The organism is Bradyrhizobium sp. IC4059 (assembly GCF_020193615.1).
Lineage (GTDB): Bacteria > Pseudomonadota > Alphaproteobacteria > Rhizobiales > Xanthobacteraceae > Bradyrhizobium > Bradyrhizobium yuanmingense.
The window spans coordinates 768913-786142 of sequence record NZ_JADYVH010000002.1 but is presented as its reverse complement, the minus strand read 5'-3'; the positions used below and the strand labels follow the sequence as shown (position 1 = coordinate 786142).

At 64.8% G+C, this 17230-nt stretch carries 20 protein-coding genes and 1 tRNA gene; 12 read left to right on the top strand and 9 right to left on the bottom strand.

The genetic code is table 11. The features are described 5' to 3' along the window. Nucleotides 1–376: 376 nt before the first annotated feature. Both I6F12_RS09815 and I6F12_RS09810 read left to right on the top strand, forming a co-directional pair. A tRNA-Arg gene (locus I6F12_RS09815) sits at nucleotides 377–453 on the top strand. A 140-nt stretch (nucleotides 454–593) separates the two neighbouring features. Then, a complete protein-coding gene (locus I6F12_RS09810) occupies nucleotides 594–812 on the top strand; it encodes a hypothetical protein (protein WP_225112821.1) in 219 nt (72 codons plus the stop codon). Nucleotides 813–833: 21 nt separating this feature from the next. On the opposite strand, the gene I6F12_RS09805 is transcribed toward I6F12_RS09810, so the two are convergent. Beyond that, nucleotides 834–2117, bottom strand: coding sequence for a hypothetical protein (locus I6F12_RS09805; protein ID WP_109143820.1), 1284 nt, complete (start codon nucleotides 2115–2117; stop codon nucleotides 834–836). Between the two features lie 114 nt (nucleotides 2118–2231). Here I6F12_RS09805 and I6F12_RS09800 point away from each other — a divergent pair, with 114 nt between their 5' ends. Then, nucleotides 2232–2459, top strand: coding sequence for a DUF2171 domain-containing protein (locus I6F12_RS09800; protein ID WP_025036201.1), 228 nt, complete (start codon nucleotides 2232–2234; stop codon nucleotides 2457–2459). A gap of 281 nt (nucleotides 2460–2740) precedes the next feature. On the opposite strand, the gene I6F12_RS09795 is transcribed toward I6F12_RS09800, so the two are convergent. Then, the gene (locus tag I6F12_RS09795) at nucleotides 2741–2932 is read right to left on the bottom strand and encodes a hypothetical protein (RefSeq protein WP_074447952.1); all 192 of its coding nucleotides are present in this window, start codon (nucleotides 2930–2932) and stop codon (nucleotides 2741–2743) included. A 163-nt stretch (nucleotides 2933–3095) separates the two neighbouring features. Between I6F12_RS09795 and I6F12_RS09790 the strand changes: the two genes are divergently transcribed. Then, on the top strand, nucleotides 3096–3257 hold the full coding sequence (locus I6F12_RS09790; RefSeq protein WP_035999590.1) for a hypothetical protein: 162 nt from the start codon (nucleotides 3096–3098) through the stop codon (nucleotides 3255–3257). Between the two features lie 284 nt (nucleotides 3258–3541). Here I6F12_RS09790 and I6F12_RS09785 read toward each other — a convergent pair whose 3' ends face one another. From I6F12_RS09785 to I6F12_RS09775, 3 genes are all read right to left on the bottom strand, one after another. Beyond that, complete coding sequence (locus tag I6F12_RS09785) at nucleotides 3542–4303, bottom strand: hypothetical protein (protein ID WP_036028017.1); 762 nt, start codon at nucleotides 4301–4303, stop codon at nucleotides 3542–3544. A gap of 172 nt (nucleotides 4304–4475) precedes the next feature. Beyond that, nucleotides 4476–4712 carry a hypothetical protein gene (locus I6F12_RS09780; protein WP_057029336.1) on the bottom strand — a complete coding sequence of 79 codons (237 nt, stop codon included), beginning with the start codon at nucleotides 4710–4712 and terminating at the stop codon, nucleotides 4476–4478. A gap of 76 nt (nucleotides 4713–4788) precedes the next feature. Next, complete coding sequence (locus I6F12_RS09775) at nucleotides 4789–5025, bottom strand: hypothetical protein (RefSeq protein WP_128261777.1); 237 nt, start codon at nucleotides 5023–5025, stop codon at nucleotides 4789–4791. A 264-nt stretch (nucleotides 5026–5289) separates the two neighbouring features. On the opposite strand from I6F12_RS09775, the gene I6F12_RS09770 reads away from it, so the two are divergent. After that, the gene (locus I6F12_RS09770; protein WP_036027966.1) at nucleotides 5290–5637 is read left to right on the top strand and encodes a DUF6481 family protein; all 348 of its coding nucleotides are present in this window, start codon (nucleotides 5290–5292) and stop codon (nucleotides 5635–5637) included. Nucleotides 5638–5757: 120 nt separating this feature from the next. Here I6F12_RS09770 and I6F12_RS09765 read toward each other — a convergent pair whose 3' ends face one another. Next, nucleotides 5758–6003, bottom strand: a complete 246-nt coding sequence (locus I6F12_RS09765; protein ID WP_035999609.1) for a pentapeptide MXKDX repeat protein — start codon at nucleotides 6001–6003, stop codon at nucleotides 5758–5760. Between the two features lie 326 nt (nucleotides 6004–6329). Between I6F12_RS09765 and dctP the strand changes: the two genes are divergently transcribed. Genes dctP through I6F12_RS09750 form a run of 3 tightly spaced genes read left to right on the top strand, consistent with a single transcriptional unit; the run spans nucleotide 6330 to nucleotide 9258 of the window. Further along, nucleotides 6330–7352: a TRAP transporter substrate-binding protein DctP gene (dctP, locus tag I6F12_RS09760; protein ID WP_225156065.1), complete on the top strand. Its 1023-nt coding sequence runs from the start codon at nucleotides 6330–6332 to the stop codon at nucleotides 7350–7352. After that, nucleotides 7349–7903: a TRAP transporter small permease gene (locus I6F12_RS09755; RefSeq protein WP_035999618.1), complete on the top strand. Its 555-nt coding sequence runs from the start codon at nucleotides 7349–7351 to the stop codon at nucleotides 7901–7903. The genes dctP and I6F12_RS09755 overlap by 4 nt, the downstream gene beginning before the upstream one ends. Beyond that, nucleotides 7900–9258, top strand: coding sequence for a TRAP transporter large permease (locus tag I6F12_RS09750; protein ID WP_057029144.1), 1359 nt, complete (start codon nucleotides 7900–7902; stop codon nucleotides 9256–9258). Before I6F12_RS09755 ends, I6F12_RS09750 begins: the two co-directional genes overlap by 4 nt. Before the next feature lie 103 nt (nucleotides 9259–9361). Here I6F12_RS09750 and I6F12_RS09745 read toward each other — a convergent pair whose 3' ends face one another. Next, a complete protein-coding gene (locus I6F12_RS09745) occupies nucleotides 9362–10045 on the bottom strand; it encodes a GntR family transcriptional regulator (protein ID WP_225156064.1) in 684 nt (227 codons plus the stop codon). 231 nt (nucleotides 10046–10276) lie between these two features. Between I6F12_RS09745 and I6F12_RS09740 the strand changes: the two genes are divergently transcribed. From I6F12_RS09740 to I6F12_RS09725, 4 genes are all read left to right on the top strand, one after another. Beyond that, complete coding sequence (locus I6F12_RS09740) at nucleotides 10277–10885, top strand: TRAP transporter small permease (RefSeq protein WP_225156144.1); 609 nt, start codon at nucleotides 10277–10279, stop codon at nucleotides 10883–10885. Continuing rightward, on the top strand, nucleotides 10885–12150 hold the full coding sequence (locus I6F12_RS09735) for a TRAP transporter large permease (protein ID WP_225156063.1): 1266 nt from the start codon (nucleotides 10885–10887) through the stop codon (nucleotides 12148–12150). The genes I6F12_RS09740 and I6F12_RS09735 overlap by 1 nt, the downstream gene beginning before the upstream one ends. A 22-nt stretch (nucleotides 12151–12172) precedes the next feature. Beyond that, nucleotides 12173–13156, top strand: a complete 984-nt coding sequence (locus tag I6F12_RS09730; RefSeq protein ID WP_225156062.1) for a TRAP transporter substrate-binding protein — start codon at nucleotides 12173–12175, stop codon at nucleotides 13154–13156. A gap of 73 nt (nucleotides 13157–13229) precedes the next feature. Next, complete coding sequence (locus I6F12_RS09725; RefSeq protein WP_225156061.1) at nucleotides 13230–14156, top strand: dihydrodipicolinate synthase family protein; 927 nt, start codon at nucleotides 13230–13232, stop codon at nucleotides 14154–14156. A gap of 154 nt (nucleotides 14157–14310) precedes the next feature. Here I6F12_RS09725 and I6F12_RS09720 read toward each other — a convergent pair whose 3' ends face one another. Together I6F12_RS09720 and I6F12_RS09715 are read right to left on the bottom strand one after the other, a co-directional pair. Beyond that, complete coding sequence (locus I6F12_RS09720; RefSeq protein WP_225156060.1) at nucleotides 14311–15222, bottom strand: hydroxymethylglutaryl-CoA lyase; 912 nt, start codon at nucleotides 15220–15222, stop codon at nucleotides 14311–14313. 1 nt (nucleotide 15223) lies between these two features. Continuing rightward, on the bottom strand, nucleotides 15224–17227 hold the full coding sequence (locus I6F12_RS09715) for an acetyl/propionyl/methylcrotonyl-CoA carboxylase subunit alpha (protein WP_225156059.1): 2004 nt from the start codon (nucleotides 17225–17227) through the stop codon (nucleotides 15224–15226). Between the last annotated feature and the right edge of the window lie 3 nt (nucleotides 17228–17230).

Genomic DNA, 17230 nt, shown 5'->3' with positions numbered 1-17230 from the left:
AAATGCGCGGAAAGGTGACGGACTCAAGGCGATGGAACCAGAAGGTGCAAAGCGTCGCTTTCGCCATGACAGAGGTAAGCCCAGAGGAGACCGGCCAAGATATCGCCACGCACGCCGTCCTGATGGCGCAGCACTACCTGACCAGTCGACCGGCGGCCGTGCCCCGGAAGCTGTTCAGCGTTCCCGGCGATGTGATCCATCGTCCAGTCCGCTGCCGCTCAACCCGGCACCCTGACACCCCACCGTTCCGCTTTGTCGCCGCACTGAGGAAAACGGTTCGGTTCAGACTTGGCGAAACACCAGTTTTTTCATATTGGCATGCTACATGAACGGCCAGCCGCCCAATCCGGGCGGCTCAAGACGGCCGGCTCAAGACGGTCCCGTAGCTCAACTGGATAGAGTAGCGGATTTCTACTCCGCGGGTTGCAGGTTCGAGTCCTGCCGGGATCGCCAGCTCGTTGCCTCGCCGCCGCTCTTCACGAACGCGTGGGTAACCATATGCCGGCCTTTGAACGGCGCCGATCAGCCCTATCTAAGCGCCGGGTGAGACGCGCCCGATAGGTTTGGGAATGCAGCAATCCGAATTGACGAGAATGGCGATCGCATCTGCGGTCGCGGTCGTTGCGATCTCGTATTTGGCGGTCGACGCGGGCTTGGTGAGCACCAATGCGGTCACGAGGCCCATCAAGGTGGTCCAGGCCTCGATCCTTGGCGCCGCAACGGGACAACGTCAGCCTGCATTTGCAGTTGAGGACTGGGCGCGCCGCGGTCACGACAAGCCGCGACTCGAATATTGCCTGGCGGTCGACTGATCGACGTGCCCGCCCTCCGGTCTATCCACAGCCTGCCCGCTGATGACCCCGCCACCACCGCGCAATGGCCGCGGTGAGATCGTCCCACACCTCCGTCGGCAGGTCCGGCACCGCCACCCGGACGCTGTACTGGTCCGTCGTCGCGTCGTGAAACCACTCGGTCGCGGCGAAATCGAAGCCGAAGCTGCCGGCGTGGCGGATGGGAAAGCCCGCGCGGCGCAATTCGCAGCTCATGTCCTCGGCAGCCTGCCGTGCTGCCGCCTCGTCGAGCGCGCGCCTTCCGCGAAGAGTCACGTAGAGGCCGTGAGCGAAGCGAAGCTGAGCCGAGAGCGCCGGGATCTCGGCGGCAAAGCATCGCGCCGAGCTGCGGCCGTTGCGCAAGATCGCCGCCACGCGCCGCTTCGTCAGCGCCCAATACGCCGCGCTGCCCGCGAAGGGCGGGAAGTGGGCCGGCAATGCCGCGCCGCCGAGCAGCCGCACTGCGTTGCGCGTTTCGAACGCGAGACGTGACCATTCAGCGTCCCCTGCCCGCGGTGGACGCTCATGCCCGCGCACGAAGACGGCCGAGCCGAGGCGGCCATATTCCGCTCCGAGCGAATCGAGCTTGTTGTGGCTTCGCACCAGCACCAGCGCAATTCCGTGTCGCCTGGCCCACCCCACGACGCGCCTGATGCGGCCCGACCTGCCGGCGAAGCACGTCGTATCGAAAATCAGGAGATCGAGGCCCGAGCCGTCACAGCGCAGCACCGCCTCGATGGCGCCGGCGACGGAGCAGGAATCCAGCAGCAGGATCCGCGGCGAGCTCACCCGTGCAAGCGCATCGCCGAGCGGCAGCGGCAAGGGTTCGATCCGCAAATGCGGCATGAAGCTTCGGATCAGCTCCAGCGTCTCGCCATAGCAGCCTGGCAGCACCAGGATATCCGCCTTCGCGACGATCCGCGCGGAGGCGAGCAGCACCGCGGAGATCGCCGCCATCCCCGAGGCAGTGTAGATCGCCGTGCTCGTGCAGCCGCCGTCGAGCTCGTAGAACGACGGACCGCGTACCGTGAGATCGGCCCGCTGGTAGTCGTAACTGAACTCGAACGGCCCGCTGGCGGGATCGGCCGTGTGCGACCAGGCGGTCTCGGTCGCCTTCCACTCGTGTAATTCATGCTCCGCCCTGAGCGCGGCAGTGATCTGGAATTTGGACCTGACGACGTCATCGACGGAACGCGGCGACGCCAAATCGAGCGGGTTTCTCAGGCCGTCGTTCAACAGCCTGAGTTCCCAGTGCTTGCGTTCCAGATAGGCCCGAACGGTCTCCATCGCGCTTCTTGACAGATCCAATCAGGCGTCAACGTCCGGAAATCCCAACGGGTCCAACGTGCCTGCTGCAACGAACCGGCGCCTTCGCAGTTGAAGCCATGCAAGGAGGACAGCATGGCTGACATCAGAGAGCACATGAAGATCATCGGCAAGGACGGCGCACATGTCGGCACCGTCGATCGTCTCGAGGGCAACCGCATCAAGCTGACGCGCAAGGACAGCCCGGAAGGTCACAAGGACCATCATCACTACATCGACACGAAATATGTCGGCGCCGTCGAAGGCGACGTGGTCAAGCTGTCGGTGAATGCCGACGCCGTCCCGAAGACCGAAGCTGCGTAAAACACTGAGCCCCTGCGGGGGCTTTTGTTTGTTCACGGTCCGACTCCGCTTCGTTCGCGAGTACGAATCGCGACTGCAATTCGATTGCGCGGAGCATTCGTTAACGATGACTTTCTGCGGAAGGTCGCTGCAATGCGATCGGATTTCAGCGCTGCGGATTGACCGGGAACGAATGCGCGATCCGCGCGTTGGATGACCGAACTGAGTGGTGCCGACCCGCCAGCCCCGGTCGGCTTTGAAGGACCCCGTGCTTGTCCCCCGAGCACGGGGTTTTTCTCATCTCAGCGCTCTCGGGCCAAAGGCCTGCGCCCGGCTGGATGCGAGGGGCCGGCTTGCTCATCGTGCAGATCGCGGGCGAGCTCGTGCCATGCCAGGGCCAGCTGGATCAGCCGTTGCCTGTCGGCACCCTCGGCCTCCGCGGCGCGCTTCATAGCGGCCTCGGCCTCATGTTGCGGATCGTACTCGGTGTACATGCGCAGACTCTAGCCGGCCATCTGGACGAGTGCGTGGCAATTTCGTCCGTATGATTGCGGGGTAACGACCAGCCTTCCTGCACCGGTCTGTGAACCACGTCACAGCCTGTCCGCGACATCTCCGCTAAACTACGTGTCCAGGCTTCATGGGTGATGTCCGGTCATGACACGCAAAGCAGCAACGGAAGTCATCGTCCCGAGGCAGCGACATCGCGCGGACCTGCTCGGCATCGCCTATCTCGGCACCATCGGCGTCGTCATGGTGGCCTGGATCGCGGGCCTGGTCTGGGCCTCGATCGCATTCTTCGATTGGCTCGTGTCCTGACCGACCAAGGCATTGGCCTGCCAGCTGATCGCCGTTTTAGAGCAGGTAGGGCAACGCCTGCGAGAGTTTAATTCCGCCGCAAACGATCATGGCCCAGAGCGCCACGCTGATCTGGATGGCATCCAGCATGCACCACATCCCCCGCGAATCATCCCGTCATTTTTCTTTGAAATTGACGTGAGGGGGCGACGAGCACCAGAGCCAATTCATAGCAACCGCCGGCGTGCAAAAGGATGAGGCGGGCCCGAAGCCCGCCTCCAATGGTCCGATCCTGCCGGCAAAACTCAATAGCAGGCGCGGGGATCGGCCTGCACATATTGGCCGTTCGGATAGCGGTAGTAGCAGGTGCCCTGCGCCCAGTAATAGCCGGGCTGGGACGCCGCGGTCGCGCCAGCAATCGCGCCCGTCGCGCCGCCAAGAACCGCGCCTGCGGCGGCCCCGGTTGCATTGCCCGAGATCAGTCCGCCCAGCAGGCCGCCGACGAGCGCGCCGCCGAGCGCGCTGGCGCCGGGATCGGCCGGCGGTGGCGGCGGCGGAGGTGGCGGCGCATAGGCCACCGGAGGCCGGGCGTAGACCACCGGCACGTCGTCGATATAGTCCTCTGAAATGTAGGCGGGCGGGCCGGCCATACGCTGCGGATAATAATACCAGACGCCGCCAACGTCCCACCACCAGCCGGATCGGCCATGGCGGACGTCGTGGCGCCAGCGTCCACCCTCCCAGGCAAGGTTGCCGCGATAGGTGTGCCCACCCCAATCACGTGTGGGAGCAGGACCGCGCGCGACGTGACGTCCGGGCGGCGGGCCCCCGGCGTTGTGACCCGCATGGGGCTGACCGCCGGGCTGCGCAGGCCTGGTCGCTTGCTGCGGCGGAGGGCCCTTGCGCATGGGCGGATTGGCCTGTGGCGGCGCGCCTGCTGCCGGCCCGGCCGGCGGTTGGACGACCTCTTGCCGGGACCTGGCCTCTTGCGCCTGCGCCGACAGCGCGAGCAGCGACGTGGCCGAAACCAAGGGAATGAAGATCTTCAGATGTTTGGACGCACTCATGCGTGCTCGCCCCCTGCTCTCATGGCCGTGAATCCCGGGCGCGATCGGCGAATCGCCGCGCGCCGGGCTGATGCCGGCCGAAATCACTGCCCTGCTTGATCGGCTAAGTCCCGTTACAAATGATTAAGATCAGGGCATTTTTTCGGCCCCATGGCCATGCTGTGGAGCGCGCCTAGCGAGCCGGCTCGATCACATTGCAATTGCTTCGCCCGGACATCAGACAATCCTGCATCTTGCTGGCTGCCGTCAGATCCCGGGCAAGCCACCAGCCGACGCCGAGGATCACGACCGCGATGATCAATCCTGCCAGCGCGCCGCGGCGGTCGCCGCCGGACGGAGGCTTGGGCTGACGGTTCGGTCGAGGATGGGGCTCCTCGCCCGGTTCGGATCTGGACTCTGGCTTCGACATGGCCGCCTGGTCACGCTGGCGCGCTGGCTTTACCACCTCTGCGGCGTCGCGTCACATCCGGATCGTCCGGCCCAATTCAGCCCCGGGTCTGCTGGATTGCATCCTTGCGCAAGGTTTCGACCGCCGGAATTGCCTCCTGAACGCGCGGTGCGCAACTCGTGAGCACGAATGCGGTCTGGGTGCATTCCCAATCCGCTCCCAGGACCGCACTTTCAACCGGCTGCGGACGAGCCAGCAGCAGCGCGGCGCCGGCCACGCCTGCCAGGGCGACGGCAATCGCGAGCGCCTTCAGGCTTGGTCTTGAGATCGTCATGCCCGTGCTCCGTCTCGTACGGGGCGGACGCTAGGCGTCGCCCATGTGCTCCCTTATGAGGGACATCACAATTCGGCAGTTTTTTCGGGCTACGAGAGATCGTCGGGGGGCGATTTTTCGTTGACCTGATCGGCTGCGATTATGGGTGGCTTCGCGACGCGCGCCGATGTACACGCTTCTGCGTCGCGTGGCGCCTGCTATGCCCAGCCGACTTACCAACAGGCACCGATGTAGGATCGAAAGCGAGGAAGACAAGGCTCGTCGATGAGTGGATTCAGGGAACCCGGCTTTGCAGACCGGCAAAAGGCGGCGCAGGACGCCCGCAAAAATCTTTTGAACAAGTTCAAGTCGCAGCCGGGGCCGGATGATCCCGCGGTGGCGGCGAAGCGCGCCGAGCGTGAGGCCCTCGCGGCCAAGCGCGCCGAGGCAAAGGCCGCGCGCGAGGCCGAAAAGGCTGAGCAGAAGCGCCTCGAGGAAGAGGCCAAGGCAGCCGAAGCTGCGCGGATCGCGCGGGAAGCCGAGGAAGCCGCCGAGAAGCAGGCTGCGCTCGAGGCCGAGCAGAAGGCCAAGCGCGATGCGCGCTACGCCGCCCGCAAGGCTAAGCGCAAGTAAAACGCGCTGGTCACGTTCAATTGAACTTGAACTGAGCCATCATTCCGGCGGCCTCAAATGCCGCCGGAATTCGAGAGGACGCGGCCCGCCCAAGGGGCGTTGCGCGATGACGACCCGGGATCAGTTCTTCTTCATCATCCCGTCGTCCTTTTTCATGCCGTCCTTCGACATGTGATCCTTCTTCATGCCGTCGTCCTTGGACATGTGGTCCTTCTTCATCATGCCGTCCTTGGACATCGTGTCCTTTTTCATCATGCCATCATCCTTGCCCATCTTGTCCTGAGCAAAGGCGGCCGGCGCAAACGCGAGGCCTAGCGAGAGAGCGGCAGCCGAGACGCCGAGCACGATGCGGGTGCGAATGGTCATGGTTCATCTTCCTTCGTGATTTGTTTGTCAGCGACGGACGCCGCTATCCTGTCTCGACGGATAGCCGTGTGGCGTTGTTACGCTGACCATCGATAAATTTCTGCGGCCAGCCGCCCTCGTTGATTGGCGAGCCCGCATGGATCGGATGTGCTGCAGCGCAGCACAACCGACACTTGCCGCGGCACTCTGTCTCGAACTATCAGATGAAAGACCATCGGATGGAGACCGGCTTGGATTGGCCCCGCGGTCGCGAAGAACCCAGTTCAAATCACCTCTGCCAAAACACTCCGAGAAACGCCCAAAGAAACGCCCAAGGGGATTACATCATGTTCACGCGCCGCCATCTGCTCGCGACCGCCGTCGCGGCACCTGCCATTCTCCGCTTCGGCACCGGCACCGCGCAGGCCGCGACCACGCTGAAGATCTCGCATCAGTTCCCAGGCGGCACTATCGACAAGGGCGATTTCCGCGACCGGCTGTGCCGCATGTTCGCCGCCGAAGTGAGTAAGCGCAGCAATGGCGACATTGCCGCCGAGATCTATCCGAACTCCTCGCTGATCAAGACCAACGCGCAGTTCTCCGCCATGCGCAAGGGCGCGCTCGATATCAGCCTCTATCCGATGCCCTATGCCGGCGGCGAAGTGCCGGAAACCAATATCGGCCTGATGCCGGGCCTCGTGACCAACTACGACCAGGGTCTGCGCTGGAAGAAGGAGCCCGTCGGCAAGGCGCTGACCGACTTCCTGGCCGACAAGGGCATCATCCTGCTCACCTGGGTCTGGCAGGCCGGCGGCGTCGCCAGCCGTTCCAAGCCGATCGTCGTCCCGGAGGACGCCAAGGGCCTCAAGGTGCGCGGCGGCTCGCGCGAGATGGACATGGTGCTGCAGACCGCCGGCGCCTCGGTGTTGTCGGTCCCGTCGAACGAGATCTACGCGGCGATGCAGACCGGCGCCTGCGATGCCGGCATCACCTCCTCGACGAGCCTGATCTCGTTCCGCCTGGAAGAGGTCGCGAAGTCGCTGACCTCGGGCGCGGGCGCCTCCTATTGGTTCATGCTCGAGCCGCTGATGATGTCGAAGGCGATCTTCGACAAGCTGCCGAAGAACCATCAGGACATCCTGCTCGCGGTCGGCACCGAGCTCGAAGCCTTCGGCCGCAAGGGCGCGCAGGATGACGACGTCGAGGTCGCCAAGGTCTATGAGAAGGCCGGAGCCAAGGTCTCGGCGCTCGACGCCGCCACCGTCGGAAAATGGCGCGACATCGCCCGCGACACCGCGTGGAAGGACTACAGCGCCAAGACCGCGACCGCCGCAAACCTGCTCAAGCTCGCCATCGACGTCGCAGCATGAGCCACGGTCCGCTTCCGGATCGTGACGACCGGACGAGCGTTGCCGCGGGGACCGGCCCTGCGGCGGCGATCGATCGCGGTCTCGCCGTCCTCAACAGCATCATCGTCGTGTTCGCCGCGATCGCACTTGTCGCGGCCTGTGCAATCCTGAGCTACAGCGTGCTCAGTCGCGCCTTATACAAGGCGGCCAATTACTGGCAGGACGAGGCCGCCGTATTCCTCCTGGTCGGCGCGACCTTCATGACGGCGGCCTATGTGCAGCAGAACCGCGGTCATATCGGCATCGAGGCCTTCGTCGGCCTGCTCTCGCCATTCGCGAACCAGGTCCGGCTCTGGCTGGTCGATGCCGCCACGTTCCTGTTTTGCGCCTTCTTCACCTGGAAGTCGTGGACACTGGCGCACGAAGCCTATGTCGACGGCCAGGTCTCCAACTCGATGTGGTCGCCGCCGCTCGCCATCCCCTACTCGCTGATGGCGCTCGGGATGAGCCTGCTCTGCCTCCAGATCCTCGTGCAGCTTGCGCTGCCCTTCACCGGAGCCAAGCGGCCATGAGCGTTTTCGGTATCGGCGTCGCCTACGGCATCGTGACGCTGCTCGTGATGTTCTCGGGCATGCCCATTGCGTTCGCGCTCGGCGCGGTCGCGGTGGTGTTCATGGCCATCTTCATGCCCTCGGCCTCGCTCGATACGGTGACGCAGAACGTCTACGAGGAGATGGCCTCGATCACGCTGTTGTCGATCCCGCTCTTCATCCTGAAGGGCGCGGCGATCGGCAAGTCCCGCGCCGGCCAGGATCTCTATCTGGCGCTGCATGCCTGGCTGCACCGCGTGCCCGGCGGCCTCGGCGTTGCCAACGTGTTCGCCTGCGCGCTGTTCGCGGCGATGGCGGGGTCTTCGCCGGCAACTTGCTCGGCGATCGGCTCGGCCGGGATCCCCGAGATGCGCAAGCGCGGCTATTCCGGCGGCTTCGCCGCCGGCATCATCGCAGCGGGGGGCACGCTCGGCATCCTGCTGCCGCCCTCGATCACGATGATCCTGTTCGCGGTCGCCGCCGAGAAGTCGCTCGGCCGCCTGTTCCTCGCCGGCATCGGTCCCGGCCTGCTGTTGGTCTTCCTATTCGGCGCCTATGCCGTCGTTCGCTTCCGCCAGGAATATGCCGCCGCCGAGGTGGCTTACAAGAACGGCGAACCGGAGGCTCCGATCTTGCATCGTGACGAGTACACGCTCGCCGAACGCTTCAGCGTGCTGCCGCGCGTGATCCCCTTCGTGCTGCTGCTCACCGGCGTCATGGTCGCGCTCTATGGCGGCTACGCCACGCCGTCGGAGACCGCGGGCCTCGGCGGCCTCCTCGCGCTGGCGCTGATCGCTGCAATTTACAGCGTATGGCGGCCGAGCGACCTCGCGCCGATCATGAAGTCGACGATCCGGGAATCGACCATGCTGATGATGATCATCGGCATGTCGCTGCTCTATTCCTACGTGATGAGCTATCTGCACATCTCGCAATCGGTCGCCGAATCCATCGTCGCGATGCATCTGCCGCGCTGGGAGCTGCTGTTCGCGATCCTCGTCATGGTCGTGGTGCTCGGCTTCTTCCTGCCGCCGGTCTCGATCATCCTGATGACGGCACCGATCATCCTGCCGCCGCTCCGCGCCGCCAATTTCGACATCATCTGGTTCGGCGTCGTCATGACCATCGTGATGGAGATGGGGCTGATCCACCCGCCGGTCGGCCTCAACATCTTCGTCATCCGCAACGTCGCGCCCGATATTCCCCTGCGCGAGGTGATCTGGGGTACGCTGCCCTTCGTGCTCTTGATGATGCTTGCAGTGCTGCTGCTGTGCCTGGTGCCGGGGATTTCGACCTGGCTGCCGGACCTCGTGATGGGGCCGGACGGAAGCAGGTAGAAGCGATCGCCGGCCTGTAGGGTGGATTAGCCGAAGGCGTAATCCACGTCTTCTGTCGCAGCGGAGACGAACAGCGGTGGGTTACGCCTTCGGCTAACCCACCCTACGATTTCTCCTTCCGCCGCGACTTCGGCGCGTTCGCCACCACCTGCAGCAGGTCTTTGCGCACGGCCTCGATGTGCCGCTCCAGGAAGCGGCAGGCCTCCTCTACTTTCTGCGCACGACAGAGCGCGATCAGATGGGCGTGCTCCTTTTCGGCAATGCCCATCGCCTTGGTGTTGGATAGCTGTAGCCGCGTGTAGCGGTCGCTGGTCTGCAACAGCGACAGCACGATCGCGCGCGTGCGCGGCTGCGGCGCGTGGACGTAGAGCGCCATGTGGAAGTCGGCATTGAGCTGGCCCCACTCACTGACGTTGCGCGCCTTGATCGCCTTCTCGAAGCTGCGGTGGATGTCGTCGAGCCCATCGAAATCGTCTGAGGTGAAGCGCGGCGCCGACTGCGCCAGCAGCCGCGGCTCCAGGATGCGGCGCAGGTCGAACACGTCGTTGATCTCGTCCAGCGACAGCTCGGAGACGATGGCGCCCTTCTGCGGCACGATGCGCACCAGGCCTTCCGCCTCGAGCTGGAACAGCGCCTCGCGTACCGGGATGCGGCTGACGCCATAGGCTTCGCCCAACGCGTCCTGGCGCAGCTGCGATCCGGCCGGATAGGTGCCGTCGAGGATTGCCTGGCGGAGCTGGTCGACGATCGCGGCCGACAGGGTGCGATGCTTCAGAGGCTGTTTCATCTGATCGTCCGTTGTCCTTCCCGACTCGTGCAGCCGACGCGGTCCCTGTCTTGCATGTCGAGCTATCAGGCAAAAGCCAGGGCGCCACAAGCAAAGTGCCCAGCAAACGCGCGCCCTGCCGCCGAAATGACCGCAAACTCCGTTTGACTCCCAAAATGTATAAATTATACATTTGGCAATCGCACGACAAATCTTCAGGGGGTTGGGGCCTCTTTCATGATCGAGCAGACCATGCCGGCCACGCGCGCACTCAGCCTCCGACGCATGATCGTCCGGATGTCGAGTGCCCTGCTGGCCTGCGAGCGGCTCGCGCTGATGGGCCTGATGTACCTGCTCACCGGTCTGATCCTGGTGAACGTCGTCACCCGCTACTCGCATTTCCCGATCTACTGGATCGATGAATCCGCCGTCTATTGCGTGGTCTGGCTGACCTTCATCGGGGCATCCGCGATGACGCGGCTGCGGCTCGATTTTGCGGTGACGATGCTGACGGAGCGATTGTCCGCTCAGCACCAGAAATTTGCAAAAGTGATCTCGGCCGGCCTCGTCGTGGTGTTCGGCGTCGCCCTGATCGTCACCTGCGTGCTCTGGATGGACCCGGTGGGCCTCGCCCGCGCCGGCTTCGACGGGCGTAAGCTCGCCGCCGAGACCTTCAACTTCCTCTACACCGAGCGCACGCAGACGCTGAACTGGCCGACCTGGGTGCTCTATCTGACGCTGCCGATCTTCGCGGTGTCGATGACCGTACATGGTCTCGCCAACCTGCTGGAAGATCTCGAGCTGGTCCCGCGCACGCCGCCGAAGGGCTTCCAGCTCTCCGAGCGCGACGGGGTCAATTGATGATCACGTCAGCAGCCTTCATGGCCTTCATGCTGGTCGGCGTGCCGATCGGCCTCTGCCTCTGCCTCGCCGGCCTCGTCTACATCGCCGCCTCGGGCAACCCGGTGCTGTTCCAGTCCTATCCGCTGCAGCTGTTCGGCGGCGTCGACAGCTACGGCCTGATCGCAATCCCGCTCTTCATCCTGATCGGCGAGATCATGAATGGCGGCGGCATCACGCGGCGCATCGTCGACATGGCGATGGCCTTCGTCGGCTCGCTCAAGGGTGGGCTCGCCTACGTCAACATCCTCGCCAACATGTTCATCTCGTCCATCCTGGGATCGGCGACCGCACAGGTCGCGATCATGGCCCAGATCATGGTCCCCGAGATGGAGAAGAAGGGCTACGACAAGACCTTCGCAGCGGGCCTGACCGCCTATGGCGGCATGCTCGGTCCGATCATCCCGCCTTCCGTGATGTTCGTGGTCTATAGCGTGCTGGCGCAGGTCTCGGTCAGCGACATGCTGATCGCCGGGATCGTGCCGGGCGTCATCCTCACCGTGATGTTCTGCCTCGTCATCGCGCTGATGGGGTACATCTACAACTATCCGCGCGCCGACCATCAGACGCCGCGCCAGCGCGTCATGACCATCCTGCGGACCTCGCCGACGCTGCTGATCCCGATCGTCATCGTCGGCACCATCCTCGGCGGCCTCGCCAACGCGACGGAATCCGCGGCCGTCGGCGCCGTGGCCGCGGCCCTGGTCGGAAAATTCTGGACCAAGGAATTCAAGTTCTCGCAGCTGCCACAGATGATGCTGCGCAGTGCGATCTATTCGGCGATCGTACTGTTTCTGGTCGCAGCCGCCGCGGTGTTCTCCTGGGTGCTGATCTTCGGCAAGGTGCCGCAGGAGACCGCCGCCTGGATCCAGACCGTCGCCAAGGATCCGGTCAGCTTCATGCTGATCTGCAACGTCATCCTGCTGCTGATCGGCACTGTCATCGACGGCATTCCCGGCTTGATCATGACGGTGCCGATCCTGCTGCCGGTCGCAACCGAGATCTATCACATCGACCCCCGGCAATTCGGCGTCGTCGTGGTGATCAACCTCGTGCTCGGCCTTTTGTCGCCGCCGGTCGGGCTTTGCTTCTTCGTCGCGGCCGCCGTCACCGGCGCCAAGCCCGGCAGGATGTTCATGGTGACGCTGCCCTTCTTCGTCATCGCCTGCATCCTCCTGGTGCTGCTCTCGCTCTATCCCTCGCTCTCGCTGATCCTCGTCAAATAGACCCATCCGAAAGGAGCCGACCATGCCGCTTTCACGCCGCCACTTTCTCGCCGCCAGTGCCGCCGCCTCGGTGTTCGCCCCGTCGCTGGCGCTCGCCCAGGCCAAGGAATTCCGTCTCGGCCTGATCACGCCGAACGGCCATTCCTGGAACAAGGCCGCGCTCAAATTCGGTGACGAGCTCAAGGCCGCCACCAACGGCCGCCTGACCTTGACCGTCTTCCACGCCGGCCAGCTCGGCAACGAGACCGCGATGATGCAGCAATTGCAGTCCGGCGCGCTCGACATGGGCTTCATCCAGGCCGCCGAGCTCGGCTCGCGTGTGCCGCACATCGCCGCAATCAACGCGCCCTACATCGTGCGCTCGACGCCGGCGGTGGCCAAGTTCGTGCGGCATCCGGCGGCGGTGAAGCTGTTCGAGGTGCTGCCGCAGGAGACCGGCACGATCGGGCTCGGCTGGGGCATCACTGGAATGCGCGCGGTGTTCTCCTCCAAGGACCTGAACACGCTCGCCGACATCAAGGGCATGAAGCTGCGCATCAACCCGACCCCGGTCTATCGCGACTTCTATTCCTCGCTCGGCGCGGCGCCGACGCCGATCCCGACGCCGCAGGTGTTCGACGCCATGGCCAACGGCCAGGTCGACGGCCTCGAAGCCGATCTCGAGTTCTCCTGGAACCAGCGCTTCGACAAGGTGTCGAAGGTGATCCTGCAGATGAACGCCGTCTTCATGCCGATGGCCGCGGTCGTCTCCGGCCGCGTCTGGCAATCGCTGCCCGCCGCCGATCGCGAGCTGGTCACGAAAACGATCAAGACGACGCTGGACGCGCAGATCGACGAGCTCGCCGGCAACGAGCCCACGCTGATCGAGAATTTCAAGAAAGCACCGATCCCGATCCGCCAGGTCGACGCCAAGGACACCGAGGCCGTGATTGCCGAGTTCGACAAGATCTGGCTGCCCAAGGCCCCCGTCCTCGCCGAGCTGCGCAAAGTCGGCGCGACGCTCTGACCCCGTTCCCCATCCCTTTCACAAGAGCCGGCGGCTCCAGCCCCCCGCCGGCATATTTACCTGGAGTCAAACCATGAGCCGCCGCGTTGCCTGGGAAGGCGTCTTCCCGGCCGTCACCACCCAATTCCACGACGATCTCTCGCTCGACATCGACGCGACCGCCCAGGTCATGGACGGCTTGATCCGCGACGGCGTCTCCGGCCTGATCGTCTGCGGCTCGGTCGGCGAGAACACCTCGCTCGAGCGCAAGGAGAAGGTCGCGATCATGGAAGCGGCGAAGTCGGTCGCGAAGGGCCGCGTGCCCGTGCTGTGCGGCATCGCCGAATTCACCACCGCGTTTGCGGTGGAGACCGCGCAGGAAGCCGCACGCGTCGGCATCGACGGCGTCATGGTGATGCCGGCGCTGGTCTATTCCTCCAAGCCGCACGAGACCGCCGCGCATTTCCGCGCCGTTGCCTCCGCGACTGACCTTCCCGTGATGCTCTACAACAACCCGCCGATCTACAAGAACGACGTTACGCCCGATATCCTGGCCTCGCTCGCCGACGTCGAGACCGTGGTCTGCTTCAAGGATTCCTCCGGCGACACGCGACGCTTCATCGACACCCGCAACATGGTCGGCGACCGCTTCGTGCTGTTCGCAGGTCTCGACGACGTCATCGTCGAGAGCGTCGCCATGGGCGCTGTGGGCTGGGTCTCCGGCATGTCCAACGCCTTCCCGCGCGAGGGCGAGACCCTGTTCCGCCTCGCCAAGGCCGGGCGCTTCGCCGAGGCGATGCCGCTCTACGAATGGTTCATGCCGCTGCTGCACCTCGATGCCCGTCCGGACCTCGTCCAGTGCATCAAGCTGTGCGAGCACATCGTGGGCCGCGGCACCGCCCTGACCCGCCCGCCGCGCCTTGCGCTGCTGCCGCAGGAAAAGGCCGAGGTCGAGGCCCTGATGGCCAAGGCGCTGAAGAACCGCCCGCGCCTGCCGGATGTCGGGCTGAAGGCGGCTTGAGGGAAAAGTTTCGTAGGGTGGGTTAGTCCTACGGCTGCGCAAAGCGCAGTCGCAGGGCGTAACCCACCACTTTCGTCTCCGCGGATACCAAAGAGGTGGGTTACGCCGAGTGATTGCGCCTCGCGCAATCACAGGGCTAACCCACCCTACGAAGCTACTTCGTCGCCCGCTTCTTCTTCGCGTTCAGCGCGGAGGCCACGCGGCTCACGGGCGGCTTGCCCAGCACGACGCTCATCTCGTTCGTCGCCGCCAGCAGCTTCTCCATATCAACGCCTGTCGTGATTCCCGTGCCTTCGAGCATGTAGACGACGTCTTCCGTTGCGACGTTCCCCGTCGCGCCCGGCGCATAGGGACAGCCGCCGAGCCCGCCGGCAGCGGCGTCGATGACGCGGACGCCCTCCTCCAGCCCTGCATAGAGGTTGGCGAGCGCCTGGCCGTAAGTGTCGTGGAAATGCATCGCGAGCCTGGCTGCGGGAATGTTGGCGGCAACCGCGCGCAGCATCTCCTTGGCCCTGGCTGGCGTGCCGACACCGATGGTGTCGCCGAGCGAGATCTCATAGCAGCCGAGATCGAACAGCGTGCTCGCAAGATCCGCCACCGCCTTCGGCTTGATCTCGCCATCGAACGGACAGCCCAGCACACAGGAGATATAGCCGCGCACCTTGACGCCATCCTCCCTGGCGCGCGCCAGCACCGGCTTGAAGCGCTCGATGGACTCCGCAATCGTGCAGTTGATGTTCGCCCGGGAAAACCCCTCGGAGGCCGCCGCGAACACGGAGACCACTTTCGCGCCCGCGGCACGCGCGGCGTCATAGCCTTTCTCGTTCGGCACCAGCACGTGGAATTCGGCGCCCTTCACATGCGCGACGCCGCGCAGCACGGCATCCGAGCTTGCCATCTGCGGGATGGCCTTGGGCGAGACGAAGGCGCCGACCTCCACGGTATCCAGCCCGGCCGCCACGAGCGCCTCGATGAAGGCGATGCGCGCCTCGACGCTGACGGCGGTCTCCTCGTTCTGGAGGCCGTCGCGCGGCCCCATTTCGATGATGCGGACCGGATCGCTCATCTCATTCCCCTGCAGGTTCGACCATAGCGAGCTCGACGCCCTCCTGCACGATATCGCCGACCTTGCACTTGATGGATTTCAGCACGCCGGCATAGGGCGCGCGCAGCGTCTGCTCCATCTTCATGACTTCCAGCGTGAGGATCGGCGCGCCCTTCTCCAGCTTGGTCCCCTCCTCTGCCAGCACGGCAACCACCGTGCCGGGCAAGGGCGCTGCGATCTTGTCCTCGCCGACATGCTCCTCGCTCTCGCCGCCGAACGGATCCACCCAATGCAGGTCGAAGCGGCCGTTGCGCGTGCGCAGGTACAGCTCATGGCCATCGATGACCGCTGCCACTGACGATTTGACGCCGTCGAGCGTCAGGTCGAAGCCGCCATCCTTCGCAGCGATCGTGAACGCCAGCTCGCGCTCGCCGATCACCAGCGTCGACGGTCCGCTGCCATAGTTCAGCGCGATCTTCTGCTCCGGACCATGGCCGACACGGAAGGCAAAGCTGCGCTGGCGGCGACCGACCGGCTGCCAGCCGAAGGTCTGCCACGGCGAACTCGCCTCCGCATGCGCGGTCTGCCGCTCCTCGTTGACGATGGCGGCAACTGCGGCGCAGAGCTCGAGCTCTCCGGGCGCCGGCGCCGCGGCGGTCAGCACCGCCAGCTCGCGCTCGATGAAGCCGGTATCGATCGCATTCGCCCGCACCTTCGGATGCGTCATCAGCGCCGACAGGAACGGGATGTTGGTGACGATGCCGCGGACGTCGGATTCCTCCAGCCCGCGGTTCAGCCGCTCGATCGCGACGTCCCGCGTCGGCGCCCACGCGATCACCTTGGCGAGCATGGCGTCATAATACGGCGAGACCGTATCGCCCTCGCGATAGCCGGCGTCGATGCGCAAGCCCCCGGTCTCCGCCGGCAACCGCCAGGTCGAGATCCTGCCGACCGACGGCATGAAATTCTTGGTCGGGTTCTCGGCGTAGACGCGCGCCTCGACGGCATGGCCGTTGAGCCTGATCTCATCCTGCTTGAGCGGCAGCGCCTCGCCGAAGGCAACGCGCAGCTGCCACTCGACCAGGTCGATGCCGGTGATCAGCTCGGTGACGGGATGCTCGACCTGCAGGCGCGTATTCATCTCGATGAAGAACACGTCCTTGCCGTCGGAGACGAACTCGATGGTGCCGGCACCGACATAGTTCACCGCGCCCGCCGCTTTTCGCGCGGCGGCGCAGACGGTTTCGCGCTGCGCAGCATTGAGCGTCGGTGATGGCGCCTCCTCGATCACCTTCTGATGCCGGCGCTGGAGCGTGCATTCGCGCTCGAACAGCGAGAGCAGATTGCCATGGCTGTCGCCGATGATCTGCACCTCGATATGCCGGGGATTATCGACATATTTTTCAATCAGCATGCGGTCGTCGCCGAAGGCGGCCTTGGCCTCGCGCTTGGCGCTGACGATCGCCGGCGCCAACTCATCGGCGGACCGCACGATGCGCATGCCGCGCCCGCCGCCACCGGCGGAGGCCTTCACCAGCACGGGAAAGCCGATCTTGTCCGCCGCCTTGGCGAGCGTCGCCTCGTCCTGGGCCTCGCCGTGATAGCCTGATACCAGCGGCACGCCGGCCTTCTCCATCAGCTCTTTCGAGCCGGATTTCGAGCCCATTGCCGTCATCATCCCGGCGGTCGGCCCGACGAAGACGAGGCCGGCGTCATAACAAGCCTGCGCGAACTCGGCATTCTCGGAGAGGAAGCCGTAGCCGGGATGCACGGCCTCCGCTCCGGTCTTGCGCGCGGCCTCGATCAAGCGCTCGATATTGAGATAGCTGTCGCGGGCGCGGGCGGGCCCGAGCAATACGGCCTCATCGGCGAGCGCGACATGCATCGCCTCGCGATCGGCCTCGGAATAGATCGCGACCGTGCGCAGGCCCATCGCACGGGCGGTGCGGATAACGCGGCAGGCGATCTCGCCGCGGTTGGCGACCAGGAGCGTGCGGAAACGCCGGTAGAGTTTTGAGCGGTCCATCAC

Coding starts and splice junctions, on each gene's coding strand:
- I6F12_RS09810 (WP_225112821.1), top strand. CDS start 594: ATGGCGATCGCATCTGCGGTCGCGGTCGTTGCGATCTCGTATTTGGCG.
- I6F12_RS09730 (WP_225156062.1), top strand. CDS start 12,173: ATGCCGCTTTCACGCCGCCACTTTCTCGCCGCCAGTGCCGCCGCCTCG.
- I6F12_RS09720 (WP_225156060.1), bottom strand. CDS start 15,222: ATGAGCGATCCGGTCCGCATCATCGAAATGGGGCCGCGCGACGGCCTC.
- I6F12_RS09740 (WP_225156144.1), top strand. CDS start 10,277: ATGCCGGCCACGCGCGCACTCAGCCTCCGACGCATGATCGTCCGGATG.
- I6F12_RS09790 (WP_035999590.1), top strand. CDS start 3,096: ATGACACGCAAAGCAGCAACGGAAGTCATCGTCCCGAGGCAGCGACAT.
- I6F12_RS09785 (WP_036028017.1), bottom strand. CDS start 4,303: ATGAGTGCGTCCAAACATCTGAAGATCTTCATTCCCTTGGTTTCGGCC.
- I6F12_RS09770 (WP_036027966.1), top strand. CDS start 5,290: ATGAGTGGATTCAGGGAACCCGGCTTTGCAGACCGGCAAAAGGCGGCG.
- I6F12_RS09795 (WP_074447952.1), bottom strand. CDS start 2,932: ATGTACACCGAGTACGATCCGCAACATGAGGCCGAGGCCGCTATGAAG.
- dctP (WP_225156065.1), top strand. CDS start 6,330: ATGTTCACGCGCCGCCATCTGCTCGCGACCGCCGTCGCGGCACCTGCC.
- I6F12_RS09775 (WP_128261777.1), bottom strand. CDS start 5,025: ATGACGATCTCAAGACCAAGCCTGAAGGCGCTCGCGATTGCCGTCGCC.
- I6F12_RS09750 (WP_057029144.1), top strand. CDS start 7,900: ATGAGCGTTTTCGGTATCGGCGTCGCCTACGGCATCGTGACGCTGCTC.
- I6F12_RS09725 (WP_225156061.1), top strand. CDS start 13,230: ATGAGCCGCCGCGTTGCCTGGGAAGGCGTCTTCCCGGCCGTCACCACC.
- I6F12_RS09805 (WP_109143820.1), bottom strand. CDS start 2,117: ATGGAGACCGTTCGGGCCTATCTGGAACGCAAGCACTGGGAACTCAGG.
- I6F12_RS09780 (WP_057029336.1), bottom strand. CDS start 4,712: ATGTCGAAGCCAGAGTCCAGATCCGAACCGGGCGAGGAGCCCCATCCT.
- I6F12_RS09715 (WP_225156059.1), bottom strand. CDS start 17,227: ATGGACCGCTCAAAACTCTACCGGCGTTTCCGCACGCTCCTGGTCGCC.
- I6F12_RS09735 (WP_225156063.1), top strand. CDS start 10,885: ATGATCACGTCAGCAGCCTTCATGGCCTTCATGCTGGTCGGCGTGCCG.
- I6F12_RS09765 (WP_035999609.1), bottom strand. CDS start 6,003: ATGACCATTCGCACCCGCATCGTGCTCGGCGTCTCGGCTGCCGCTCTC.
- I6F12_RS09745 (WP_225156064.1), bottom strand. CDS start 10,045: ATGAAACAGCCTCTGAAGCATCGCACCCTGTCGGCCGCGATCGTCGAC.
- I6F12_RS09800 (WP_025036201.1), top strand. CDS start 2,232: ATGGCTGACATCAGAGAGCACATGAAGATCATCGGCAAGGACGGCGCA.
- I6F12_RS09755 (WP_035999618.1), top strand. CDS start 7,349: ATGAGCCACGGTCCGCTTCCGGATCGTGACGACCGGACGAGCGTTGCC.